The organism is Heyndrickxia oleronia, from assembly GCF_017809215.1.
Classification (GTDB): domain Bacteria; phylum Bacillota; class Bacilli; order Bacillales; family Bacillaceae_C; genus Heyndrickxia; species Heyndrickxia oleronia.
Window position 1 is genome coordinate 3898749 of record NZ_CP065424.1, and the last position, 24131, is coordinate 3922879.

A 24131-nucleotide genomic window follows, 5' to 3' on the forward strand; every position below is an offset into this window, starting at 1 on the left:
ACCTCCTCTTTCTTTCAGGTTTCGGTCACCTTTCCGAGCGATTGGTTACCTTACTCCCTCTTTCTTTCGAAGTTCGGTCATCATTCCGGTCGATTATTTTGACACGATCGTTTCCTACGCTATCCCTAAGTATTTCTGGCAGGTTTCTTTATCTTCCTTTAGGTCCTGCATCACGCCTTCATGGACAATTTTTCCGTCGTCCATAATATAAAAGTAATCGCCTATCTCGCTGGCCATCAGAAAATTTTGTTCAACAAGAAGAATTGTTGTTTTTTCCTTCATTTTAAGAAGTGATTCCATCAGCTTTTCAACCATAATAGGGGACAAGCCTTTGCTAGGCTCATCAATCAGCAGCAAACCATCCCCATTAATATACGCCCTGGCAATCGCCAGCATCTGCTTCTGTCCGCCGGAAAGCAAGCCGCTTTTTTTGCGCCAAAATTTCTTTAAATCCGGGAATAGCTCCAGCATCCATTCCATTTTTGCTTCCGTCTCTCCCGCACTCTTTGCCTTAGCTAAATTCAGTGTTTCCTCTACGGTCAGGCCACTGAATATCCCCTGATTTTCAGGTACATATCCGATTCCTTTTCTGGATATCAGATGGGTAGAGATTCCACTGATTATCTGGTTTTGAAAATGCACCGTTCCAGTAGTTGAGGGATTGAAGCCCATAATCGAGCGGAGTGTTGTCGTTTTGCCTGCTCCATTTCTGCCGAACAGGACCGTGATGCTTCCCTCTTCAACAGACAGGGACACGCCCTGTAGAATGTGATATTGCTCCAAATAGGTTTCCAAATTATCCAGTTTTAATAGACTCACGATGCAAGCCTCCTAAATATGCCGTTTGAACCCTTTGATCCTTTATGATTTCCTGCGGATTCCCGCTGGCCAAGAGCTCGCCATTAAATAGAACCACAAGTGTATCCGATAAATGCATAACCATTTCCATTTTGTGTTCGATCAATATAATCGTGTACAAGCCTTCCTTTTTAATGTTCTCGATTACTTCCAGAATGGCAGGAACCTCTTCAATCGATATTCCTGCTGTAGGTTCATCAAGAAGCAGTAATTCTGTTTTTAGAGCGAGCAGCATCGCCAGCTCCAGCTTTCTTTTTTCCCCATGAGCCAAATCCTGTGCTAGTACCTCTTCCTTGCCACTCAGCATACATTTCTTCATAAAAGCCTTTGCTTCCTCCTGCTGGCGGCTCCTGGAAGATAGCCGCGGCAGGATGGAGTAGTAATCATTGCTTGAGGATTGGATGGCCAGCCTGATATTCTCAAGAACGGTCAGCTCCGGAAAAATATTTGTGAGCTGGAAGGAGCGGCCAATGCCCCTTCTCGCCCGTAATGGGACAGAAAGCTTGGTTATATTCTCGTTTTTAAAATATATGTCTCCCTTTGTCGGTGAAATTTGGCCGCTCAGCAAGTTAAAAAGCGTGGTCTTGCCCGCCCCGTTTGGACCGATAATAGAGATGAGCCTTCCGCGCTCTATTTTCAAGGTCACATTTCTGATGACATCATGCTCACCAAAGGAAACAGATAGGTTTTTCGTTTCCAGAATAGGGTCCATGTCGACAATCCTCCTTTCTTATATATATATCTAATTATTCCGAAATTTTTATTTGCTATTTCTGACTGGTGGCTCTGTTTCATCCATATTTAATTCCCTGATGAGAACTGGAACCGGATGATCCACACCTTCCTGTTCTTCAAGGGTTACAGCATACAACGATTGTAAAGCCTGATGGTCCTCTGCCCGGAATTTCATCGTTCCCTTCGGAGTCTCAAATTCCATATTTTCCATTGCGCTAATTAAGCCGTCAACATCTTTGTCGCCTTCTGTTTTCTTAAGCGCCTCGACAATAGAGATCGCAGCCGTCATCCCGCCAGCAGTAAAGAGATCAGGGATTTCCCCATCGAATTTTTTCTTATGCTGCTCCACTAGCCAGTCATTGACTTCATTATCTGGCAGCGTATGATAGTAAATGGAAAAACCACTCATGCCAATTAAGGAATCCATTGTTTTTAAAGAAGCGATATCCTGTGCGGCAGTAGATATTTTAATCCCCTGCTCTTCAAGCTGCATATCCTTTAACTGCTTCCACGGTGCATTGGAACCTGCCCAGACGATATAGAGATAATCAGGCTTTTCTTTTATAATGCTTTGAATATTCGCTGTGAAGTCAGTTGAATTTGGATCGGCATATTGTTCATTCACAATCGTCGCACCGAGCTTTTCTGCTCCCTCTTTAAAAGCTGCGATTCCCTCTCTGCCATAGGCATTATCCTGTGCGAAGGTTGCAATTTTCACACCTTTCTCAGCGATTGCAGCTGCACCAGCTACAGCATCCTGTGAGGAGTTTCGTCCTGTCCGGAAAATATACTTATTCCAATTTTGACCAGTGATGCTGTCGGCAACCGCAGGCTCCACCACCATAATTTTTTCGTATTCCTCAGCAAGCGGCAGGACGGCCAGCGTATCTCCAGAGCTTGATGAACCTACTAAGAAATCGACCTCATCCTCTTCCAGCAGCTTCGTTGCTTTTCTTACCGCGACATCCGGCTTAGTTTCCGTATCTTCGACGATAAACTTCACCTTCTTGCCTGCGACTTCATTCGATCCTTCGGTTGCATATTCTAGCCCAAGTTCAAATCCCGCTACTGTCTGCTTTCCATACGTCTCAAGCGGACCGGTTAAGGAAGCAAGAACACCGATTTTGATGGTGTCCTCCTTCGAGCTTGCCTTTTCCCCGGAACAACCTGTTACTACGAAAAGAGTGAGTACGATGATGATCGATAAAACAGACTTCATGCCAGACATCTTACACCTCATCTCCCATTCCCCCTATAATTAATTTTCTTTTTTAAAGAACTGTATTTTTTGAAGCAGTCCATCTGCGATAATGATGTTCCCATTATGATCAATATCTAGCCCCTGAGGTGAGAAAAACTGCCCGTCTTCGCCACTAAAGGAACCAAATTGTTCGATGAATCTTCCATTTTCATCATAGACATTCATGCGATTATTTGACGTATCAGTTACATAGACACGGTCCTGGTCATCAATGGCAATTCCTGTCGGCAAGAACAAATCACCCGGTTCTTCGCCCCAATTTTCCAATGGATCGAGGTTCCCGCTTCCGTTATTCGTTCCCCACTTCGCGAGAAACTTGCCATTGTTATCGAATTTTTGAACACGATTGTTGATTCGATCCACTACATACACATTGTCTTTAGAATCGATGGCAAGCTGCATCGGCTGAGAGAATTCACCATTGCCAGTCCCTTTTCTACCCCATTCCTTCATGTAGACGAAAAAGGAATTAAACTTTTGAATTCGATTGTTTTCCGAGTCGGACACAAAGATATTGCCTTTGCTGTCAACTGCCACCCCGCTCGGGAATTGGAAAAAGCCGCTTAATGTTCCTAATGAGCCGTACGCCGCAAGGAACGTCCCTGAATTGGAGAACTTTTGAATTCGGTGATTCACTGAGTCTGCTACATAGACATTGTCATAACGGTCAACCGCTAGTTGCCGCGGTACAAAAAATTGACCATAATAACTGCCATAGCCAAACGGCCCGCCAGTTCCGAACATGCTTCCCCATTTGCTTACTAGACTTCCGTTTGCATTATATTTCAAAATCCGGTGATTAAACGAATCGGATACAAAGACATTTCCTTTTGAATCGCTTTGCACATCATAAGGTCCTGCATATTGTTTGTCTCCGTATCTGGCTAAGCCGATGGTCATTTTATAGGTAATACTCAGGCCAATTTCCTTGTACACCTCAATGCGATTATTCCCTGTGTCCGTAATGAATAAATCGCCATTCTCGGATGGTAAAATCTGATTCGGATACACTAGATTAGGAAAAATCCCTGTCGTATAAACAAACCTATCCTTATCATCAAATTTCATGATTCGGTTATTATAAGTGTCGGCTACATAGAGAGCTCCAGACTTTGGCTCAAAGTTAATTCCTCTTGGATGGTAAAATTGATATGCGCCTATTCCAGGCTCCAGCCCGCCAATTTTCCTTATGAAGCTGCCGTTTTGATCAAACACTTGAATTCGATTATTGTACGTATCAGCTACATAGACCTCCCCCTTATTGTTTATCGCAAGGCCTTGCGGGAGAGCCATCTGGCCATCACCTTTTCCATAGGAACCAATCGTAAGGAGAAACTGGCCGTCAGAAGTAAATTTTTGAATTCGGTGATTAAATTCATCGGTAATGTAATAATTGTTTTCCTGATCGATCGCAATTTCTCTTGGGAAACCGAATTGATTATTTCCTTCCCCTTTCGTCCCCCAGCTATTTAAAAATCTGAATTCAGAATCGAACTTTTGAATGCGAAAGTTCCCTGTATCAGCAACGAGAATATTCCCTTCCTGATCAACAGCGATGCCAAATGGCATATTAAATTGACCAGGGGAATGACCGAGCGTGCCATATGTCTTTAGAATTTTACCGGAGGAATCCATTTTTACAATACGATGATTCCCCATATCAGCCATGTATATATTCCCTGAGTGATCCTTCGCCATTGCTACCGGCGTTCGGAACTCGTTAGAAGGATCGGTCTCATTTCCCCACGCATGCTGGAAACGATAGGACTCCTCTGCAAACACGCTCGAGCCAGACATAAGGGAAAATAAAAGAAGGAAAAGGACGAGACTCCTTACCTTTTTCATATTTTCTCTCCTTTCCACTTCACAACAGTCGCAGCCCATGTATAGCCCGTTCCGGCACTAACTGCTACAGCAAGATCGCCAGGATTCAGAAGTCCTTTTTCCTGGGCAAAGTGAAGGCCAACACATGGATCAAGGGCTGACATATGGCCATGATGATTTAAGTAGACCGCCTTTTCTTCAGGAAGTTCCAGTGATTGTAAGAGCTCTTTAAACATTGATCGTTTTGTATGCAGTGGCAATAGGAGTTTAATATCTTGAGGAGTATAACCGCTTCTATGAAGTGCCTTGCGAATCACAGTATCAAAATTGGCGATCGACACAGGATCCAGTCTTTCTTTCATGGATTGTGGATCCTTCACATCAATATAATGAAGATTCTTTTCGACCGTTTCATGGCTGGCAAAATGCTTCGATCCTCCAGCAGGTGTTCTAACATCATCATGAAAGGATCCGTCTGTCAGGATGGCGTTTCCGAGAATTTCGCTCTCGGTGGAATCTCTTGTTACGAGTGCTGCACTGCCTCCATCCGCAAAGTTAAACATAAAGCGCGAACGCGGGTTGGCATAATCCACGACTTGCGATTCCTTGCAGCCCCCAACAAGGAGGATGTTTTGAATCGATTGATCTGCAGCAATCATATCCTTTGCTACCTTTAAGGCAATCGGAAAACAGGAGCTGACATTCATGATTTCAAACGCATAGGCATTTTTCGCACCTAATTCATACTGTATTTTTGGCGCACTCGACCAGACATAATAATCCTTATGAGGGCTGCCAAAATAGATCACCACATCAATAGATAGCGGGTCAATCCCTTCGAGCGCCTGCCTACCTGCAGCAACAGCAAGATCTGATGCATGCAGGCTATCATCTGCCACATGCTTTTGGACTAAACCAAACTTCTCGATAATCACCTGTTCCGGTATGCCCGTTTTTACAGCTAAGTCTGCTGCCGTTTCTATGCCAGGCGGAAAATAGACGCCTGTTTTTTTTATCCCAATTCCCATTAAATTACCCCTCCATCCTCAGGAACCATCATCTTGGCGGTACCTGTCAAAACGAGTGTCCCCTCTTGATTAAAGCACTGTGTTAGCAATGTCAGTATTCGTCTCTTTTCATCAATTTCTTGTACGGTTCCTTGTGCTGTAATGGTGTCGCCTATAAAAACAGGGGCTTTAAACTGGATGGTTTGCTCGACATAAACGGCCCCTTTGCCGGGTAGATGAACACCTAAGAGCTGTGATAATAAGCTTGAAGTTAAAAGCCCATGTGCAATACGCTGTTTAAACCTCGTTTGTTTGGCATATTCCGCATCAATATGGATGGGATTGAAGTCACCGCTTACTCCTGCAAACAGGATAAAGTCGGTTTCAGTAATCGTTTTGCTGCAAGAGGCCTGTTGACCGATATGATAACTATTCACCATGTCACCTGCTTCCTATAAGTTTTGTTTTTTGAATTTTTCCAGTCGCATTCTTCGGCATTTCTTTTAAAAATGTAACCTTCTTTGGAATTTTATATTTTGCTAGATTTCCTTGACAGTGTTGAATCACTGCCTCCTCGGTTAAAGCGCTTCCATTTTCCTTGACAATAAACGCGGCAGGCACTTCCCCCCAAAGCGGATCGGCATTTCCAACGACGGCTACTTCAGCGATACCTTCCATTTGGCTAATGACCTGCTCGACTTCGAGCGGATAAATATTTTCCCCGCCAGAAATGATCATTTCTTTTTTCCTACCTACAATAAACAGGAAGCCTTCATCATCTGTTTTCGCTAAATCTCCTGTCAAGAGCCAGTCATCCTTTAGTGCATCCTTTGTGGCATCGGCCCGGTTCCAATATTCCTTCATAATATTTGGGCCTCTAACAGCTAGCTCGCCAACGGCCCCTTTTTCAACCTCTTTCCCCTCAGAATCCAGCAGCTTATATTCGGAAAATAACACAGGCTTGCCAATAGAGCCTCTCTTTCTTGGTGCATCTTCCTTCGAAAGCATAAATAGAGTAGGAGATGTTTCAGTCATCCCAAATCCTTGGCCGAATAGGAAGCCTCTATCAAAATAGGCATCTATTAATTCACGCGGGCATGGTGCGCCCCCATTATAGAACCAGCGGACGGAACTCAAATCAGTGGTACCGAATGATGGACTCGTGAGCAACGCCTGATGGATGGTCGGAACGCCCATCACCACGGTCACCTGATATTTTTCAATCATTGCCAGTGTTTTTTCAGGATCAAACTTTCCAGGGATAACGATCGTTCCACCTGAAAATAAGGATGGAAACGCAAACAGCCCGATTCCGCCAATATGAAATAACGGAAGAAGCACAATGCAGCGATCCTCTGACGTCAAATCGATGGCAAGCTTATTATTGACGGCATTCCAGAATATATTGCTCTGTGTCAGCACCGCCCCCTTTGGCTTTCCGGTTGTCCCCGACGTGTAGCAGATTATGTATGGTGCCTCCTCATCAATCGATCGCTCAAAAGCGAAGTTTGTTTGAGACTCCTCACATACATCCTCCATGAACGCCAAGCTTTCAAGCTCACTTTGCTCAACAAGGGATGCGGCAAACTCCGCATTATCCTTTTCGGCATAAAGGATTCTTGAACCACTGTCATTTAGCTGAAAAATAAGCTCCTTCGCGCTCAACCGAATATTCAATGGAACCGCCACACATTCTGCCTTAGCAATGGCAAATAAAAGGACGATGTACTCCAACCGATTATGCGACAATATCGCAATGCGCTCCCCTTTTCTTCCTTGCAGCTTTTCCTGGATCCCTTGGGCAGCTAAAGCTATCATTCTATCTAACTGTTTATAGGACACCTTTTCGTTATCTGTAATAACTGCTGTTCGATCTGGATGTGTGTATGCCCATTTCTCAATCCAATAGGCAATCCCTTTCATCGAACTCCCCCTCTTTACTTTTTTAATCCTTGGAAGATAAGCGTCATCGCAGCATCAAATGCCTCTTCAGGAACCTCTTTCTTTTCCCAATACACCCATCTCATTCCGAGAAACTGCCCAATAGACATTAAACAGTAGGCAACAGTCTCCTGATCCAGGTCCTTAAATTCTCCCGCTTCGATCCCTTGCGACAAGCTCTTTAAAAATCCAGTGGCAAGCTTGCCATAATACCAGCGGAATAACTCCTGATCCACTACAACCGCCTGTTGGACAATACTGTACAAATTGGGATGATTTTTTACCCAGCTGAAAAAAGCAAAAAAGCCATTTCGCTGTGCTTCCTCAAAAGACGAGCTTCCTGCCATTCCTTCTTTAATCGCAATACGCAAATCCCGGCTATAGCTCCGAATTAACTCATCATAAATATCCTTCTTTGAAGGAAAATAATTATAAAACGTTCCCTGCGCAACCTTGGCTTCTTGTGAAATATTAACAATGGAAGCCTCAAAATATCCCTTCTGCCCAAAAACCTCCTCAGCTGCTCGTAAAAGCTTCTCACGTGTTTCAATTCCTCTCGGAGTTAATGCTTTTTCCTCAGATACATTCTTAGTTGACACCTGAATCACCTCTCAACTTTTATTATAAATAATATTTTTAAAATTACAATAATAATTTTTCTGTTTTGAGAATTACTAGATTTGATTGGAAGCATAGGGACGGTTCTCCTGTTTTTCAATCTCTAGGAATAATGAAAAAAACACTGAAATTTCTACCATTTTAAGTAGAAGAATTTCAAAGGTAGAAACTAATGACCATTGACCTTTTGAAAAACCAGCAAAATAGTGTTAATTAGACTGCTGCCTATTTGAATAAAGGCTTTTTTAAATATCCAGTATCATTCTATCGGGAATTCAGCTGTGATGAATTATTAATTACTAAAATTGAACAGAAAAAGTCTCTACAAATATTTGTAGAGACTTTTAAAACATTGATATTACTTAATTCTTTTTATAATTGAGGATAATAAAAAATGATATTGGTAGTTGGTATATAAAACGCACTAGAAGCCCTTGTCTTATAAGGGTTTCTAAGATGCCAGTGTAAAATTTGTGTAAAAAGATTTGTTGATTAAAACTCTTCAGGTAAGAACATTTTCCTCCAGCATATTTTATTCTTATTAACAATATTCCAAAGAAGGTAGCTTAAATACACTCTATTATAAAAATATTGTTTCTCAAAGGTCTCGAACCGTTCATCAGGTGTATATACCAACATATTATATATTTTAATATGTCAAACCTAACTAAGACCATCTTTTAATGTATTCTGAAGTGTTTAAACACCTAGTTCTTGTAATAATTCTTGCCTTTTGTCTTCTAACTTCTCATACGTGTCATATTCATAAAACCCAAAACACCATGGAATACTTAATTATTATTCCAGGCATTCTAAATAATTCAGCTTTAATTTGATTATAATTTTCATATAATTCAAATATACTTTTACCATTATGTACAATTGCTTCTCTTTTATGTTTAAATAGAGTAAATATAATTGGCTAAGTCCTGATATTCTTCTTTTGATTTTGCCAAAAAAGGCAATATTCTCGGCTTAACAATCTTGAAATATATACACTTATCTTTATCTGCTAACATTTTGGTAGAAGTCATTAAATAAATAAAAGAAATATTAAAATTTTGTATATACATTGCAACATTTACTCTCGTTAGTGCATCCCTACAATTTAAGTATTGGATTTAAACCATTTTCCAACTAAAGATGTTTTTTCGAGAGATGCCTTTGGTAATTCTGAAAATAAAGTTTTTTCCGTTTTTAAAATATAATTCTTTTACTCAATTTGTAATTAGACTCCGGTCGTAAAAGTACATACTTCATGAGAAAATTAAATTTGTTTCTCAAAAGTCTTTTCAATGATTCTTGATCACGTAATTCTAATCCATAGTACTGAGAATTTCTTTGTAAATCTCTGAATCTAGTACAAGTTTTCTTTATACATTGTTATCATCCTCTATAACTAATTCAATCTTCCTTTATTTTAAATCGCCTAACACTTAAATTCGAGGAACCTAAAAATATTTTAAAAACCGTTCTAATCTTTTAATAACGAAATTAACTACGTCAGAATGCTATTAGCATGAAATTCAAAAACAAAAAAATGAGGTTAAAACCCTTATATATCAAGGGGTTTGACCTTCAGTGATTTCCGATGTAATGGTATGTATGGAGACGGCGGGAGTCGAACAACAGTCTCATAAAACGCTATAATACGAGTGTTTCCAAAGGTTTATAGCTATTATTGAAAATGTTTGACTACGTTTTTGACTACGTTTATTAAAAATAACAGTTGTGGGGGCTAAAATGTTCGTTTGATTGTACTCTTCTTTAACTTAGTTAATTAACTTCAAACTAGGGTAATGTTTGAATTATTTTATATTTTTCTAGTGATAAGGTTACTAATTTCTTGATTAGCTCTACTATATAATTAGCTTCTTCACTATACTCATTTGGAACATTTAAAGTTCCAGATTTTGTTTCAGCCTTAACCTGATATTGGTTTACATCCCATTTGAAAGGGTTTTATGGCGAAAACCCATAATTTTTTAGCAAGTTATCTCTAATTAAACTTCCACCGTTGATTTTATTTCTTCAATTCTCCATTTCTTTTCTAACACTTTTTTAATTTCGGATGTACAATCACTTTCTTGCATTGCAAAAACAAATAAATGTGTAACCCTACTCATAGCAACATAAAACAAATTTTGATGTGTATACTCATAGTTTTCTTCTTGACTAGTACCGTATTTATGAAGTAAGACATTTGTCAAATGCTTTTCTTCAAAATCTACTAATAGGACAGAACGAAGAGTTTCACCTTTAACCGAATGTATAGTAAAAATATCGTCCTCATCTTCTTTATGTTCATCTACCTGGATTTCAAAAGTTATATCTTTAAGTTTTTTAAATAAATTATTATTAATATTTATTTTCGATGATCCTCTTTCTTCTAAAAATACATTAATCAGATTTTTTAATTCAATTTCCGTTCCATCTATACCACCTTTTTTAATAATCTTAATAAGCAATTTGTTAAGTAAATGCACTTGTGAATGATTTTTAAGCCATTCTTTAACTTCTGAAAGTGTCCCCCCATCATAAACTATTCTTTTAATAATAAAGTCAAATATAATAGTTTTCAGTGCTTCATTCTTTGATATTAACCTTTTTTGTCTTTTCTCCTTATATAAAACCCCAGCTTTAACATCTGAAGCCCATTTTCGTTCTAATACTAGAACCTTATCTCTTTTATTACTTCCTCTAAAATTAGCATCGTGTTCCTCGTGTTCTTGAATAATTTTCTTAAATGTAGGATAAATATCATTCTTATCTTTATATAACAAGATAATTGGTGTGAAGGACTTTTTTACTTCAAGAATTGATCGAATATTTGAATCAGGTATAATTACATTTAAGTGTTCTGCAATTTCATTTCCAAAACGATTTGTTATATTTATTCTAAAAATATTTTCTTCTCTTACTAGAGGCATTGGTTGGTTAAATGTGATTGTCTGATATGGGTCACCAATTTTCTGAAAAACATTATTAGGTGTAATAAATAAATCTTCTAATAAATTCATACCTTGGGGGTGAGTATCTTGAAATTCATCTAAGAAGATATATTTAAACCTCTTACGTAACACTTCTTTGAATCGATTTTCAAATAAGAAAATCTTTGAAAATAAAAAGGTATCGTCATAAGTGAGAAATCCCTTTGATTTTCTAGACATTTTAGCATTAAGCATTAATTCTCTATAACTTTCGAATTTATCCCAATTTGTAGTGTTATATAAATTCAATTCGTTATCTTCATTTAAAAATAATTCACTTTTACTAATTCTTTCAGGAAAGCTATCTTTAAATTTTTTAAACTTGTCCTGATTAATCCAAGGTATTTTAATTCCAACGAATGTTTTATAATACCCCAAATCGCTTGTATCCTCATTATCAAACAACAAATTATTATGATGATATTTATATTTAAAGTAAGGGATTACACAATAGCGATTAAAAAATTCATGAATAGTTCCAATAAAGTGTGGATGGCTAATTGTCCCAACTCCCGCTTTAAGTAATGCACTATTTATTTCATTAACCGCTACATTTGTATGTGTAATAATACATAAACCATCTTTACTTTTTGTCATATTCAAATATTTAAGTAAAATTACAATTTTTGCGGCTAAAGCAGTGGTCTTACCTGCACCTGGACCTGCAATAATTGTTTTAGTTTCTAATAGTTCAATAAATTCTCTTTGTAAACTATTAAATTCAGCTTTATTATCTAGTAATATGCTTTCTACTAATTTATAGTCTTCTTCTTTAACTTGCACCGTCCTCTCCTCCTGTAACATGATATATAGCTTCAACAAGATGTTTTATTGAAGGATCTTCTAATAAAATTTCTTTTATACTTGTTTTATTATCTACCAAATATTTAGCAAATTTTTGAGCTACTATAGCTTTGGATATTTCTTTTTCTAACAAAAACCTATATACAGCTGTTGCCCTGGAATTACTGTCTGGACAGTTAATCCATAGTTGTTTTTGCTTATCTCTATTAGGTTGTTGAATATATTTAATTTCTAATAATATATCTTCAAAGGCTACTCCTAATTTACTCATTGCAATTGAATGCTCCAAAGTCCAAGGTTTAGAAATAAAGACTTTCGTTTTTTCAATACTATTGAAGTAATTTGTCTTAATGGCTCCTTGAACTTCTTCAATATACTTATCAAATTCAGGTGTTAATTCTTTTAATAGTCCCTCAATTTGATTTTCTATTTCTTTAAATTTTTGTTTTTGTTCGTCTTCTTCAGTAAATTTTTCTTTAATTTTATGACCATATAAAGTCTTTGATTTATTAAACACATCCTTTGTAGTTACATAAATTCTTTCGAGTTCATTTTTAATTTCATCAGTACCGTAGAATCTAGCAATTGTGTGATTTAAGCTCTCGTTTATATTGAGATAACAAGGTCCATTGTAGTATTCAACTGGCTTCAAATCTAGGTCTGTGATAATTGAGACTGGAAACTCCATTAATTTACTTTCATCTGATCTTAAGAGGATTGATGTATATCTTTTAAATGCTAAATTACCAACATTTATTAAGGAAATACCATATCTATGTAGAGGTCTTTCAATAACTTCTGCAATAGCTGGTAGAAGTAAATTTTCTGCATCTCCTTCTACGAAGATAACTCCTTGTGCAAAAAACATATTTGCTTTGGTTGCATCTAGAAATCTCTCTAAAAACTCATAATCATCACTTTTTAATTTTGTATGCCCTTTTTTCATAGGAAAAGCTTGTTTATTATAAATGAAGATTATACTTTCTAGGGAAATTGAGGATGCTAGAATTGGACTGTGGGATGTAAATATATATTGAATACCAGTATCTTTAGAATTTTCCTCAAAATGTTTTATTATACGTAATTGTGCTTGTGGGTGTATATGAGCTTCTACTTCTTCAATCATTGCTATTTTGGGACCAATTGCTTCCTCACTTAAAAGTAGCAACTCAACAGCCATAAACAATAAATTTGAGCTTCCCAAACCTGTACCAACTTCACCTAAGTTCAATTCTAATTTTCTTAAAATCTCTACGAAACTCATTTCTTTGTTTAGTATTTCGGGAACCTTTTTATTATTATCCTCAAAAAATTGATCAACTGTTAATTCAATCTTTTTTAGTACGGGTACTTCTAAAACTTTCTTTAATTTATCAAAGGCTGTTTTAAAACTCTCGATAATTTGTTTTTGTTCACTACTATCTTCAGTAAAATCACTCAAATTTTTTACAACCTGCGCAATTCTAGATCGTTTGCCAGGACTCAATTCTGTTGAAGCATCTCTTAAAGGTTTTAAATATGTAACTGATAATAATTGTCTAACAGTATCTTCAAGACTTTTCTCTAAGTTCTCTGGACCAGCTTTTATAGTCTTTTTAATTTTCTTTTGTTTATTTATATCTTCGTAAATTTCAGCTTCCATTATTACTCGAAGATCAGTTCTATCAGGGTATATAGTTAACCATTCATAAAAATAGGCTTCTTCTTCATCACTTAAACTTCTGAATATACACTCTATTTTAAGCTTTGTACTTTCCTGATGGAAATCTTGTTCTGTAACCCAATTAGTATCTTGGTTATTAGTAGAAAGTACAGTTTTAATTGCATCGATGATAGCAGTTTTGCCAGCATCATTTTCACCAACTATTATGTTCAACCCATTATTAAATTCAATCTCAAATCCGTATTTCCCATCTAATTCCACCCCAAACTTTCTCCAATTCCATAATCTTAAACTATGTAAATACATTGCTAGACCTCCTTTCATTAATAATAGGCTTTAAGATACAATTTGTAAAATTATGCATAATATTCTGTTTAAAAGATATTTAGTAGTTTGGAAGGATTTAATATAAAAAACAACCGCTCATAATCGGTGTTATGAGCGGTTATACTTATTTATGATATAAATATATTTTTTAAATATAAATCAATAATATACGTAAAGGGGGAGACATATAACCGTTCTAAATTGCTGAAATAGTTGTGTAGGGATGCTATTCTTGTTTAGGGTATGAAATTGCTTGGATCGTTAAAGAAATCTTCAGCTCTCTTTTTTGTCATTCGAAGTTTGCTATCCCCAAACAAAATCTCTTTCAAAATGGGAATTAGCAAAGCGTATCCCAGTTTGTCATATTGTTTGGCAAATCGAATTAGAGCCATATCTATCCTGTCTAAACGCTGGGTTTGGCTCGATCCTACATGTTTTGGTCTGTCAGATGTAACCAACTTCATGTCTGCAAAAACACCTCGGATACCGTCAAATACAAACTCTGCATGATGATCTTTCTGAGGTATCTTTATATTACGGGATTTCTCGTAAATTTCCTGTACTTCACTTTGTGGAATTCTCCCTATCAGTACCCCCTCTTCGTAAGCCCAATAAAACCAATCTGGGTCATTAAATAAAATTTGAGGCAGGGTTTTGCCTTTGTGTTTTTTTCCAAAACCTAGTACTGTCCAACTCATCTGTACCACTCCTTTCCTCATTAATTGTTTCAAATATTTTCCATTATAATTATAGCATGTTCCATGTAGACGGATTGTTATAAAGGGGTTTTTTTCAGCTTTGTCTGATTTGTTCATCCGAGGCACAATAATCAATTTTGTTTCATTTCCGGGAATTTGTAGCTTCTTTATTATTTAGTTCATGCTTGCATTTCACTAAGGATGATTATAGACTTCGAGTGTTATTGTAGTTGCTAGAGTAATAGACAGTGGAAATTCACATGGAAATCATAATACCCTAAAACCTTCCATACTTTCTCCAAGAATATAGTGTGAAAACCACATCAAATTCTGCTTCATAATAGCCTCATTAATTCCTGGCTGGTCAGAACTATATGCCATTCCTTTAAATATAATTAATTCTGTATCAACTTCCATATCCCTTAATCCTTGATATAGCTCATACGCATTTGTAGTTGGAACTCTTGCATCCTTTTCGCCATGTTGGATTAAAGTGGGAGTACAGGCTGATTTAATATATGTCATTGGTGATGTTTTATTATATATCTCTGGATCATTCCATGGATTATTTCCTAAATACATCCTAATAAAGTAAGGGATATCTGTATTTACATAATGGGTACTCCAATTAGTAATTCCACCTCCAACTGAAATAGCTTTGAATCTACTACTAAACGTAGAGCAGAAAGCGGATATATATCCCCCGTTGCTCCATCCCATAACCCCTACTCTATCTTTATCGGCAATCCCTTTGTCAACTAGTTTATCCACTCCAGATATAACATCATCGTAGTTAGCAATTCCCAGTTTTCTATAGTTTGCTTTTAAGAATTCATTACCATAACCAGAACTTCCCCTGTAGTTTGGTTCTAAAACGATAAAGCCTTTTTCGATAAACTGTTCAATCGGATATTTCTCATTAAAACAGTCTGAAAATATTGGAAATGATGCCCAAGCCGGACCACCATGGATTACCACTAATAAGGGATATTTTTTATTTGCGTCAAACTCTACTGGGGTTGATAAAACTCCCTCTATTTCAAGACCATCACTACTTTTCCATAAGATTATTTCCCTGTTACTTTTAAGCTTTCCTTCGAAATAGCTATTTTCATTCGTTATTTTTTTATCGTCTAAATAAATTTCAAAGGTTTCATTTGTTATCGCCTTATTATAGGAGATATGATTTCCATCCCTTGTTATAGAAGCATCCGCTATAAAGCTATTTTCTCTTTCGCTTAACATTTCCACAGTGCCATTCTCAGATAACAACCCAATAAGATAATTAGTTTTATCCTGCCATCTAATTAAAATTCCTTTATCTGTCCACCGTAATGGAATAACCGTACTATCAAAATCTGTTAAAGGGTGAATTAGCTCTCCATTGTAAATATCATATATCTCTAGTGTACTGTCTTGTATGTGGGCCTTATAGTAATCCTTCTCCCTTATACTTGCAGCGTAACATATTTTTCTGCCATCAGGAGAGATACAAACACTCCCTCCCAACAACTTATCTATATTCAGCTTTTGTAGCTCTCCATCATTAATATCTAGTATGTATAGATCTCCATTGATATTATCTCCCATATTTGGACTTGGTGTAGCCATAAATACAACCTTTTTCCCATCATTTGAAACATCAAATTCGTGGATATGAAAATCCTTACCATCAGTTAGTTGATAAACAACGCTGTTTTCGTGATCATCTTTATCATTTTGTATTACTTTTTCTATTTCAATGTAATATAAACTATTATTCTGGTATTCCTTACCTACATGATGGAAATCACCATATCGTTCCTTACGTTTCTTTATCTCCTCAGATTCTTTTGACTGTGCAACATAATAAATACCCTTGCCAGTAGGCTCCCATTTGAAATTACTGACCCCTTCTTTCTCATCAGTAATTTGAACCCCACTATAACCATCTATTGACTTAATAAAGATCTGATTTTTCTTATTTTCCCCGTCACCAACTGGACTAAGGTATGCGATATCTCTAGAATCTGGAGACCATAATGGGTATGTACTATCAATATCATCAGTTGTTAATGGGTAACACTGCCCCTTATCTTTTTCATATATCCATACATGATTCCTATATTTATTGTCTTTCCAGTTAGCAGTCTTCTTGACAAATGCAACGTTTTTGCCATTTTCACTTATGTTTGTACCTGATAAAGTTGGTAATGAAATAATTTCTTCTATACTCAGATATGTTTTTTCATTCATTTGCATTCATGTCCCCCTCGTAACTATAAACAAATAGGCATCTTGAGTACCTACTACATTATCAAAGTTAAAAACATTAAATATTTCCTTTTCTGTATGACCTAAATTCTCCCCAAAAATTATCCTAGCCTTATAGTCACATTATATCAAATTTTGCATTAATTCTTTTTATTTTGCTACCCTTTTAAGACTTTCATCAGGAGAAAGTTTGCGGTGCATATTCTGTAAATCAGTTCCCCATATTACTCCACCAATTCAAATAAATCTTTTGTACTCCTAGCAAGTAGTGAAAAATGATTAATGATAATGTTATCTCCCTCACGCATATAATATTTCTCTATGTTGGCTCTCTCTTCAATAGCTTTTACCTGTCTTGTTCGTTCTGTTCAACTATAGAAACGCTAACATAGGATAAAATTTTCCTTTACTCATATTGAATCCGCTCTTTTTTATAATTCATCGATTTGTTTATTTAGGTTATGCTCTACTTTTACAATCTTTAACTGATATATTATTTACAAATATGAAAAAGACCTTCAGGGTTGAAGGTCTAAAAAGGAACTATTTAAGAAAAATTATTTTTTGTAAACTCTTAAAAAATAATACAATCCAAGTAAAAGAATACCAACATTTGTATAGATAACAAACACAAAAGCATACATTATATTTTTGTGAGCAATCGGGTCGAAGATATAATGCAAGATATGATAGATTGCTACATAGATTACACAAATATTCCAGAAAAATTGCTCTTTATTTGAATTAAACTTTTTAACAAGTCGGAGTACAATAATCCAAAGAACTAGTATTAATCCTGTGCAAATTAAATTAATTGGCTTAGTTATAAAATAAAACACATATGAACTACTGTAAAAAGCAATTAAAGATAACAAGAGCATTAAGAGTGATTTTCGAGAATCCCTTTTTGTAATAAAAAGATATATACCGATTATTACACCCACGAAAGTATAAATATAATGTACCAAGTTCTCCATGTATTAACCTCTAATCAAAACTACTTTTATTATTCTTACAACATTTAATTATAGCTAAAACGATTATAATCGCTACATCCTTTTATATAAATTGTTAAAGGTGAAAAAGTTCTATGTTTTTCTATCACATCATCACTAAAGAAATTTACATTTACTCTTACCATTTCCATATTAATAATCCCAATACTTAATTTACACTTGCCTCTTCCCATTCCTCGATAAAAGCTTGCATGGATTTATTAACTTCTTCTTCACTTGGTATACTACTTAAAATTTCCTCTTGATTGTATACTTTTCCACCTTTAACGATCAAATCAATATCCTGTGTATGTTTAATATTTTCTAATGGATTCTTGTTTAAGATGACTAGGTCTGCAATTTTTCCTTCTTGGAGTGTTCCAATGTCATCTAGATGAATAGACTTAGCCGCATTCACTGTTGCTGCTTGTAGAGCCTCTATTTCGGTAAAACCAATTTCCACAAATATTTCTAGTTCGCGGTGTAAAGCCATACCTGGGTACGTAAACATTAAGGCTGGAGTATCAGTTCCAGCAACCACCGTTCCACCCATATCATAGTAGGTTTTAGCAATAGCTTTCGTTAAGTTGTTTATAATTGCAGTTCTGGATTTTATAGACTCTACATATTCCGCATTATCTTTCCAGTATTGCATAAGGTAATTTATATTTAATGTGGATTCTAAAACATGATTTTTAGGTGACCAGATGTCAGGGTATTTCATAGATTGATCAAAAACTACCATTGTTGGGCATAGTTTTACATTGTATCCCAGAATTTTCTCACAAATCCCCTTTATTTTTTCTTGATCTGGGTTATCCCAATCGATATGACTCCATTCCTCTTGGTCTACTAATGGATTCCAACCTTTGTACATCTCTTGTGCAAAACCAGATATATGTTCAATCCAATTTACCCCTAACTCAGCTGCATCTAAAATAGTTAACTCCTTTGAATTCATTAAATCACAGGCTACTTCTAAGTTATATTTCTTCGCCTCATCGACTGCCGCTTCCATAACGTCTCTTTTTATCCAACCATACAGCTTTATAAATTTCGCTCCCACTTCAACTTGTCTACGAACTTCTTTCCTTGCCTCTTCTGGGTCATCTGTTACAAAATTACCATAACTTGTTGGACCCCATTGTCCAGGTGTACCGTCAATCATTCTATCTGACGCGTACACTCTTGGTGTCGGCGCATGATCAGGTTTATCAATTAAGTTTTGAAGTAAGTTGACATTACCTGCTGCATTTCGTACTGTCGTTACCCCTGAAGCTACAAAATGGGGTGCGAATCTCTCATTAATGTGACAATGCATATCGATTAGACCCGGAATAATATATTTTCCTTTAGCATCAATTGTCTCTATGCCCTCAGGTAACACTTCATCCTGCTTCATGATTCTTTTTATCTTATTTCCTTCTACTTCCATTGCTCCTATAAAAGATCCTCCATTTTCCACATCGATGATCGTTCCATTTTTGATTAATAATTTTTCCATTTTTGTTTCCTCCTTAAATATATATCCATTATTCTGACTTTATTGTATATTGATTTAAACAATGGCATTTTAAAATTGTCATATAGTGGAATTCTTATCTTTTCAGGGGGAGTATAAGTGGCGGTGGAATACGGTAAAACACTAAGAATGATACGAAAACAAAAAGGAATAACCTTAAAAAAGTTAGCAGATAACATCTGTTCTGTCTCTTTTTTATCAAAGTTTGAACGTGGAGATTCTGATATAACTCTTGGTCTCATGGCAAGATTATTGGATAAGTTAATGATGAACTTTGATGAGTTCTTATACATACATAACGATTTTCGGCCTGATAAATTGGAACAATTTTTTAAAACAGCGCGAATTGCTTATTTAAATAGGGACGTGAAACAACTTAAGCAGCTAAAAAACAAGGCGTTAAAGAAGTGGAAGCAATATGGGGTAGAAACTTATCATTTTAATGCTCTATTAATAGAGGTATATGAAAGTATAGTAGATACACAATATACCGTCGATCGAATACAAGAGTATGATTTAAGCCTTCTTTCCGATTATTTATTTCGGGTAGAGGTTTGGGGTTATTATGAATTATCACTGTATAATGGAACGTTACTATTACTCCAGCCAGATATGGTCATTATGCTATCCAGAACCGCTTATGAGAAAAGTGCTCGATTTAGAGACTATAAAAAGGTGAATGATGCGATTACAGCTGTGCTTTTTAATACCATTATCTATTTGCTTGGTCCTGTGAATCGATTTCACGAAGAATTTACATTTCAAAAGGAATTTAGTGAGTTTATATCGTATCTTGAGACGATTACCATTCCCGAAAGCAACTTAATGGAAAGAGTACATTTATTAGAGTTAAAGGGTGCCTACGACATCAGAACTGGCAACAAAGAAGAAGGGATTGCAAAAATAAAACAAGCTATTCAATTATTAAATGATCTGAATTCTACTAAGATGGCGTATGGTATCGAGCAATACCTGCTGCAAATTGTATAATCACAATAAAATCCTAACCAATGAATGATTGGGTTTTATTAATATTTTATGTTGCTTTACGGATCTGTTTCGTAAGTAGACTAATTAAAAGACTAAAAATAATAATAATGACACCAGCATGTATTTCTATTCTAAATACCGGAACGGAACAAAAAGCCCATTAAACATTAGATGGAGAGACCCAAATAAATGAGACAAGGAAAAAACACCCCCTGAATCGTATTAATACAATATGATTCTTAGGAGGGTGTTTTTCTATGGGCACAAGAGTACATTACGCAGAAGAAGTAAAATGGGAAGTAATTAAAATGAAACAAGCTGGAATGACAAACAAAGAAATAATGGAACAACTGGGGATAAAAAATAAGACTCAAATTAAAACATGGATGCGATGGTACAAAACAGGCCAAACCTATCGATTTTCGCAACAAGTTGGAAAACAATATTCCTACGGTAAAGAATCGGAGGAAATGAGTGAGCTAGAAGAATTAAAACTAAAGAATAAACAGCTAGAGGCTCAATTGGCAATTATAAAAAAGTACCAGGAGATCGAAAGGAGTTGGAGCCACGAGTCATTGTCCAAGTTGTAGAAGAACTCTCAGCCACTTTTAAAATAATTGATATTCTTGGAGTATTAGGCATACCTAAGTCAACATATTACCGTTGGAAAAAGAAGTATAAAAAAGTTGAGCTAACTTCATTAGAAGAGCTAGTAATCAAGCTGTGTAAGAAAAACTTCTATCACTATGGTCATCGTAAAATTAAATCCATCTTAAACAGAAAGTATGGGATAAATGTAAACCGCAAAACTGTACAAAAAATTATGCAAAAGTTTGAGATTCAGTGTCAAGTTAAGAAGAAGCGACAAAAGTACATTTGTGGTGAGAGTAATATTATTGTGCCGAACACTCTCAATCGTAATTTTAAAGCAAGCCGATTAAATGAAAAATGGGTAACCGACATTACCTACTTACCTTATGGCTCGACTATGTTATATTTATCAACGATTATGGACTTATATAACAACGAAATAGTGGCTTACAAAATAGGTACGAGCCAAGATATTAACCTAGTATTAGACACATTGAGGGAAGCTGTAGAATTACGTAAACCAGTAGGGTTACTTCTTCATAGCGACCAGGGATCTGTCTATACTTCACATGCATATCAGAATTTGGCCAAAGAAAAAGGCATTACCACAAGCATGTCCCGAAAAGGAAACTGCCATGATAATGCCGTCATTGAATCCTTTCACTCCTCGCTAAAGTCGGAAGGATTCAACGCTCAAAGTAGAGCATCTATATCCAATTCTAAAGTAGTACAAATTGTAAATCAATACATGTACCGATATAATCATGTACGAATTCAGGCAAAATTAAACTACCTGTCCCCACTGGAATACAGGGGACAGGCAGCATAGGTGTTTTTTCTAAGTCTCATTTTAACGGGTCAGTTCAAGAAAAGATTAATGGGCTTTTATTTTATATCGGTGGTCGGGGTCGAAATAGGTCAATAAGTATTGATAATCCAAGGTTTTATTCGGTTAAAGTGCGAAACTTGTGTAAAAAGATTTTTGATAGTAAATATTTAGAGCAAAGGATTATTTTCCTAAGGCCAATAAACAATATAATAAATTTTATTATACAAAAACATTCTAAATGTATGTTCCCACCATTAAGTTTAGCAGGTGGTCTGCTAAAAAGTAATATTAATGTTCCCGCAATCCAAGTGTGTAGAGTGCTGACCGTAGATGATATTATTAAAAAATGAGATGTAGTGGTGATTACAACAAATCATTTTTTAAGTTAATTTTGTTTCACAGTGCGGTATATATTGCACAAACCTAAATGACTTAACGGAAATGTCTTATTTCCATTGAGGTACGAAGAACAAAAGGGTGTTCCCCTTACCTTTTTAGACCAAATTTAAAAAGGCATGTTAAGGAAACAACAAATATCACTAAAAAGAAAATAACCACTAATGTACTATATTGAAAGATTAAAAATATTAAAGAGATAATAATTAAAATGATAGAAATAATACTGTTTTTCTTTAGCTTCTCCTTTTGATAGAAATCAATAAAACCAACAGGTAATATTATAATAAGGAAAACAGCAGTTAATCTTATAAAATTAAGTATAATATTATCACTTATAGAAATTATGATAAAAATACATAATGTTGCAAAAAGAGTAAGGAATGCTTGTCCAATAGGATAAATAATGTCTTTAACTTTATTTAAACCATAGTCTAATATTTCTATTCCAGACTTAGCACCATTTAATTCCTTATTTCTTTCACTCAAATAAATAAGTTGTTGATATAACTTTTTGGAAATCTCCTCTATTTTTTCTTTTTCTTTTATAGAGTTATCATTTATGATTTTTTTAATGTCTTTAATATCATATGAATCAAATGATGAAAAACAATCAAATACGGTAACAAAGAACTCCAGTCCTTTAGAATTGTCAGATTTGTATTGATAGGCAGCGGACAAAGACTTGCTTATATTAGCTATAGACTTTTCCGTTTTGGCAGCGTGTAAATCTTTATTCTTTTGATATTGGGTTTTAAATTCCCTATATAGCCAAACAAATAAAGCCACAATTATCAACCACATGGTAACTTCTAAGGGACCCATGTTTGTAACTTCTGCAATCTTTTGAAAAATCGTTAGTGCATCCAAATTATTTCCTCCAAAATCGTTTATAATGAATTACATCAATTATCTTCTAAATAGTGCGATGAATCATACCTTCCTCATGAAGTCTTGTCGATACAATTTCAATCCACTTTTCATAAATCTCAACTTGAATTTTTGGATTCAGACTACGGAAATATTGTTCTAACCCATATCTCCCATAAAAGTCTGCTATTATTTCTTTGACTATGGTAGCTGAAATATCTTTATCCATAACCTTCACAACCTTTATATCAGATAAAGTTAAATTTCCATTAACACTTAACAATTTTTGTTATTTCTTTTATTAGTTTTCTTTTGTTCATATTCCCTATATACATATTTAGCCCAATATTCTTCATCATAGTGATGAACATAATTCGGATCCTCTGAAAGTCTTTTTAATAGACTTGATTTAGCTAGTACGGAGGGAGCTTCATCTTTATAATATCTTTCAAGTATTATTTGAACATATTCTAAAAACTGAATATCCAGTTCGTCAAATTGATACTTAGATTTATTCAATTTCCACTACCTCCATTTCATAAATCTTTGCTGCAGTATAGTGGCTAGGAAAGTCTAAACAATTGGGAGTCACTAATGTAGGAAATGCTTTTTCTCATTTGATCCAAATTATTATTATTTCTAATCCTATGTAAAATAAAATTATTGCACTGGGATAATACAGTCCTTGATAATTCACCAGATCTCTGACTAGCCACCATGGGTGACAGGTATGAATCTAAAAAAATAGCAGCTAAGTTAATGATGCTAACTATCGAGGTATTCACTAATGTAATCTGTAACTGTACTTGTAATACCTATTATTAGTTTAGCTTCTCTTTTCCCAATGATATTTGTATTAGGGTGTGCAAGTGAATGTCTGTTTCTTGCTTTGTTCAGAGAATTGATCATTCCATTTGATGACCATATCGTTGTCTTTACCATATCAGCAAGTTCAACAG

At 35.6% G+C, this 24131-nt stretch carries 19 protein-coding genes; 2 read left to right on the forward strand and 17 right to left on the reverse strand.

What is annotated here, in order from left to right:
- Positions 1-114: 114 nt before the first annotated feature.
- The 13 genes from I5818_RS19435 to I5818_RS19495 all read right to left on the reverse strand — a co-directional run bounded on the left by I5818_RS19435 (position 115) and on the right by I5818_RS19495 (position 19478).
- Positions 115-819, reverse strand: coding sequence for an ABC transporter ATP-binding protein (locus I5818_RS19435; protein WP_071977074.1), 705 nt, complete (start codon positions 817-819; stop codon positions 115-117).
- Positions 797-1570: an ABC transporter ATP-binding protein gene (locus tag I5818_RS19440; protein WP_071977073.1), complete on the reverse strand. Its 774-nt coding sequence runs from the start codon at positions 1568-1570 to the stop codon at positions 797-799. The genes I5818_RS19435 and I5818_RS19440 overlap by 23 nt, the downstream gene beginning before the upstream one ends.
- 48 nt (positions 1571-1618) lie before the next feature.
- The gene (locus I5818_RS19445; RefSeq protein ID WP_235849641.1) at positions 1619-2821 is read right to left on the reverse strand and encodes a substrate-binding domain-containing protein; all 1203 of its coding nucleotides are present in this window, start codon (positions 2819-2821) and stop codon (positions 1619-1621) included.
- 30 nt (positions 2822-2851) lie between these two features.
- Positions 2852-4699 carry a 6-bladed beta-propeller gene (locus tag I5818_RS19450; RefSeq protein ID WP_071977071.1) on the reverse strand — a complete coding sequence of 616 codons (1848 nt, stop codon included), beginning with the start codon at positions 4697-4699 and terminating at the stop codon, positions 2852-2854.
- Positions 4696-5706 carry a 3-oxoacyl-ACP synthase gene (locus I5818_RS19455; RefSeq protein WP_071977070.1) on the reverse strand — a complete coding sequence of 337 codons (1011 nt, stop codon included), beginning with the start codon at positions 5704-5706 and terminating at the stop codon, positions 4696-4698. The genes I5818_RS19450 and I5818_RS19455 overlap by 4 nt, the downstream gene beginning before the upstream one ends.
- Entirely contained in the window at positions 5706-6125 is a 420-nt protein-coding gene (locus I5818_RS19460; RefSeq protein WP_071977069.1) for a MaoC family dehydratase, read from the reverse strand. The genes I5818_RS19455 and I5818_RS19460 overlap by 1 nt, the downstream gene beginning before the upstream one ends.
- A 1-nt stretch (position 6126) precedes the next feature.
- Complete coding sequence (locus I5818_RS19465; protein ID WP_071977068.1) at positions 6127-7608, reverse strand: o-succinylbenzoate--CoA ligase; 1482 nt, start codon at positions 7606-7608, stop codon at positions 6127-6129.
- A gap of 14 nt (positions 7609-7622) precedes the next feature.
- Positions 7623-8225 (reverse strand): TetR/AcrR family transcriptional regulator, encoded by a 603-nt coding sequence (locus tag I5818_RS19470; RefSeq protein WP_058003262.1) that lies wholly within the window; start codon positions 8223-8225, stop codon positions 7623-7625.
- Between the two features lie 2022 nt (positions 8226-10247).
- Positions 10248-12017 (reverse strand): UvrD-helicase domain-containing protein, encoded by a 1770-nt coding sequence (locus I5818_RS19475; RefSeq protein ID WP_058003261.1) that lies wholly within the window; start codon positions 12015-12017, stop codon positions 10248-10250.
- The gene (locus I5818_RS19480; RefSeq protein WP_071977067.1) at positions 12007-14007 is read right to left on the reverse strand and encodes an ATP-dependent nuclease; all 2001 of its coding nucleotides are present in this window, start codon (positions 14005-14007) and stop codon (positions 12007-12009) included. The genes I5818_RS19475 and I5818_RS19480 overlap by 11 nt, the downstream gene beginning before the upstream one ends.
- Positions 14008-14264: 257 nt before the next feature.
- Positions 14265-14726, reverse strand: coding sequence for a hypothetical protein (locus I5818_RS19485; protein WP_058003259.1), 462 nt, complete (start codon positions 14724-14726; stop codon positions 14265-14267).
- 267 nt (positions 14727-14993) lie between these two features.
- A complete protein-coding gene (locus I5818_RS19490) occupies positions 14994-16967 on the reverse strand; it encodes a S9 family peptidase (protein ID WP_071977066.1) in 1974 nt (657 codons plus the stop codon).
- A 1176-nt stretch (positions 16968-18143) separates the two neighbouring features.
- Positions 18144-19478 (reverse strand): amidohydrolase family protein, encoded by a 1335-nt coding sequence (locus tag I5818_RS19495; RefSeq protein WP_058003256.1) that lies wholly within the window; start codon positions 19476-19478, stop codon positions 18144-18146.
- Positions 19479-19595: 117 nt separating this feature from the next.
- Here I5818_RS19495 and I5818_RS19500 point away from each other — a divergent pair, with 117 nt between their 5' ends.
- Positions 19596-20486 carry a helix-turn-helix domain-containing protein gene (locus I5818_RS19500; RefSeq protein ID WP_058003255.1) on the forward strand — a complete coding sequence of 297 codons (891 nt, stop codon included), beginning with the start codon at positions 19596-19598 and terminating at the stop codon, positions 20484-20486.
- A 257-nt stretch (positions 20487-20743) separates the two neighbouring features.
- A protein-coding gene (locus tag I5818_RS19505; protein WP_085959889.1) for an IS3 family transposase occupies positions 20744-21906 on the forward strand; the annotation gives its coding sequence in 2 pieces (ribosomal slippage) (positions 20744-21020 and positions 21020-21906; 1164 coding nt in all).
- A gap of 486 nt (positions 21907-22392) precedes the next feature.
- Here the strand turns inward: I5818_RS19505 and I5818_RS19510 are convergent.
- The 4 genes from I5818_RS19510 to I5818_RS26505 all read right to left on the reverse strand — a co-directional run bounded on the left by I5818_RS19510 (position 22393) and on the right by I5818_RS26505 (position 24114).
- A complete protein-coding gene (locus tag I5818_RS19510; RefSeq protein WP_071977065.1) occupies positions 22393-23172 on the reverse strand; it encodes a hypothetical protein in 780 nt (259 codons plus the stop codon).
- Positions 23173-23218: 46 nt separating this feature from the next.
- Entirely contained in the window at positions 23219-23455 is a 237-nt protein-coding gene (locus I5818_RS19515) for a hypothetical protein (RefSeq protein WP_071977064.1), read from the reverse strand.
- Entirely contained in the window at positions 23449-23691 is a 243-nt protein-coding gene (locus tag I5818_RS19520) for a hypothetical protein (RefSeq protein WP_071977063.1), read from the reverse strand. The genes I5818_RS19515 and I5818_RS19520 overlap by 7 nt, the downstream gene beginning before the upstream one ends.
- 246 nt (positions 23692-23937) lie before the next feature.
- Entirely contained in the window at positions 23938-24114 is a 177-nt protein-coding gene (locus I5818_RS26505) for an abortive infection family protein (protein ID WP_078111063.1), read from the reverse strand.
- Positions 24115-24131 lie beyond the last annotated feature (17 nt).

Excerpts from the sequence above, each read along its gene's own strand:
- I5818_RS19440 (WP_071977073.1), bottom strand. The coding sequence starts at position 1,570 with ATGGACCCTATTCTGGAAACGAAAAACCTATCTGTTTCCTTTGGTGAG.
- I5818_RS19445 (WP_235849641.1), bottom strand. The coding sequence starts at position 2,821 with ATGTCTGGCATGAAGTCTGTTTTATCGATCATCATCGTACTCACTCTT.
- I5818_RS19450 (WP_071977071.1), bottom strand. The coding sequence starts at position 4,699 with ATGAAAAAGGTAAGGAGTCTCGTCCTTTTCCTTCTTTTATTTTCCCTT.
- I5818_RS19455 (WP_071977070.1), bottom strand. The coding sequence starts at position 5,706 with ATGGGAATTGGGATAAAAAAAACAGGCGTCTATTTTCCGCCTGGCATA.
- I5818_RS19460 (WP_071977069.1), bottom strand. The coding sequence starts at position 6,125 with ATGGTGAATAGTTATCATATCGGTCAACAGGCCTCTTGCAGCAAAACG.
- I5818_RS19465 (WP_071977068.1), bottom strand. The coding sequence starts at position 7,608 with ATGAAAGGGATTGCCTATTGGATTGAGAAATGGGCATACACACATCCA.
- I5818_RS19480 (WP_071977067.1), bottom strand. The coding sequence starts at position 14,007 with ATGTATTTACATAGTTTAAGATTATGGAATTGGAGAAAGTTTGGGGTG.
- I5818_RS19485 (WP_058003259.1), bottom strand. The coding sequence starts at position 14,726 with ATGAGTTGGACAGTACTAGGTTTTGGAAAAAAACACAAAGGCAAAACC.
- I5818_RS19490 (WP_071977066.1), bottom strand. The coding sequence starts at position 16,967 with ATGCAAATGAATGAAAAAACATATCTGAGTATAGAAGAAATTATTTCA.
- I5818_RS19495 (WP_058003256.1), bottom strand. The coding sequence starts at position 19,478 with ATGGAAAAATTATTAATCAAAAATGGAACGATCATCGATGTGGAAAAT.
- I5818_RS26505 (WP_078111063.1), bottom strand. The coding sequence starts at position 24,114 with ATGGTAAAGACAACGATATGGTCATCAAATGGAATGATCAATTCTCTG.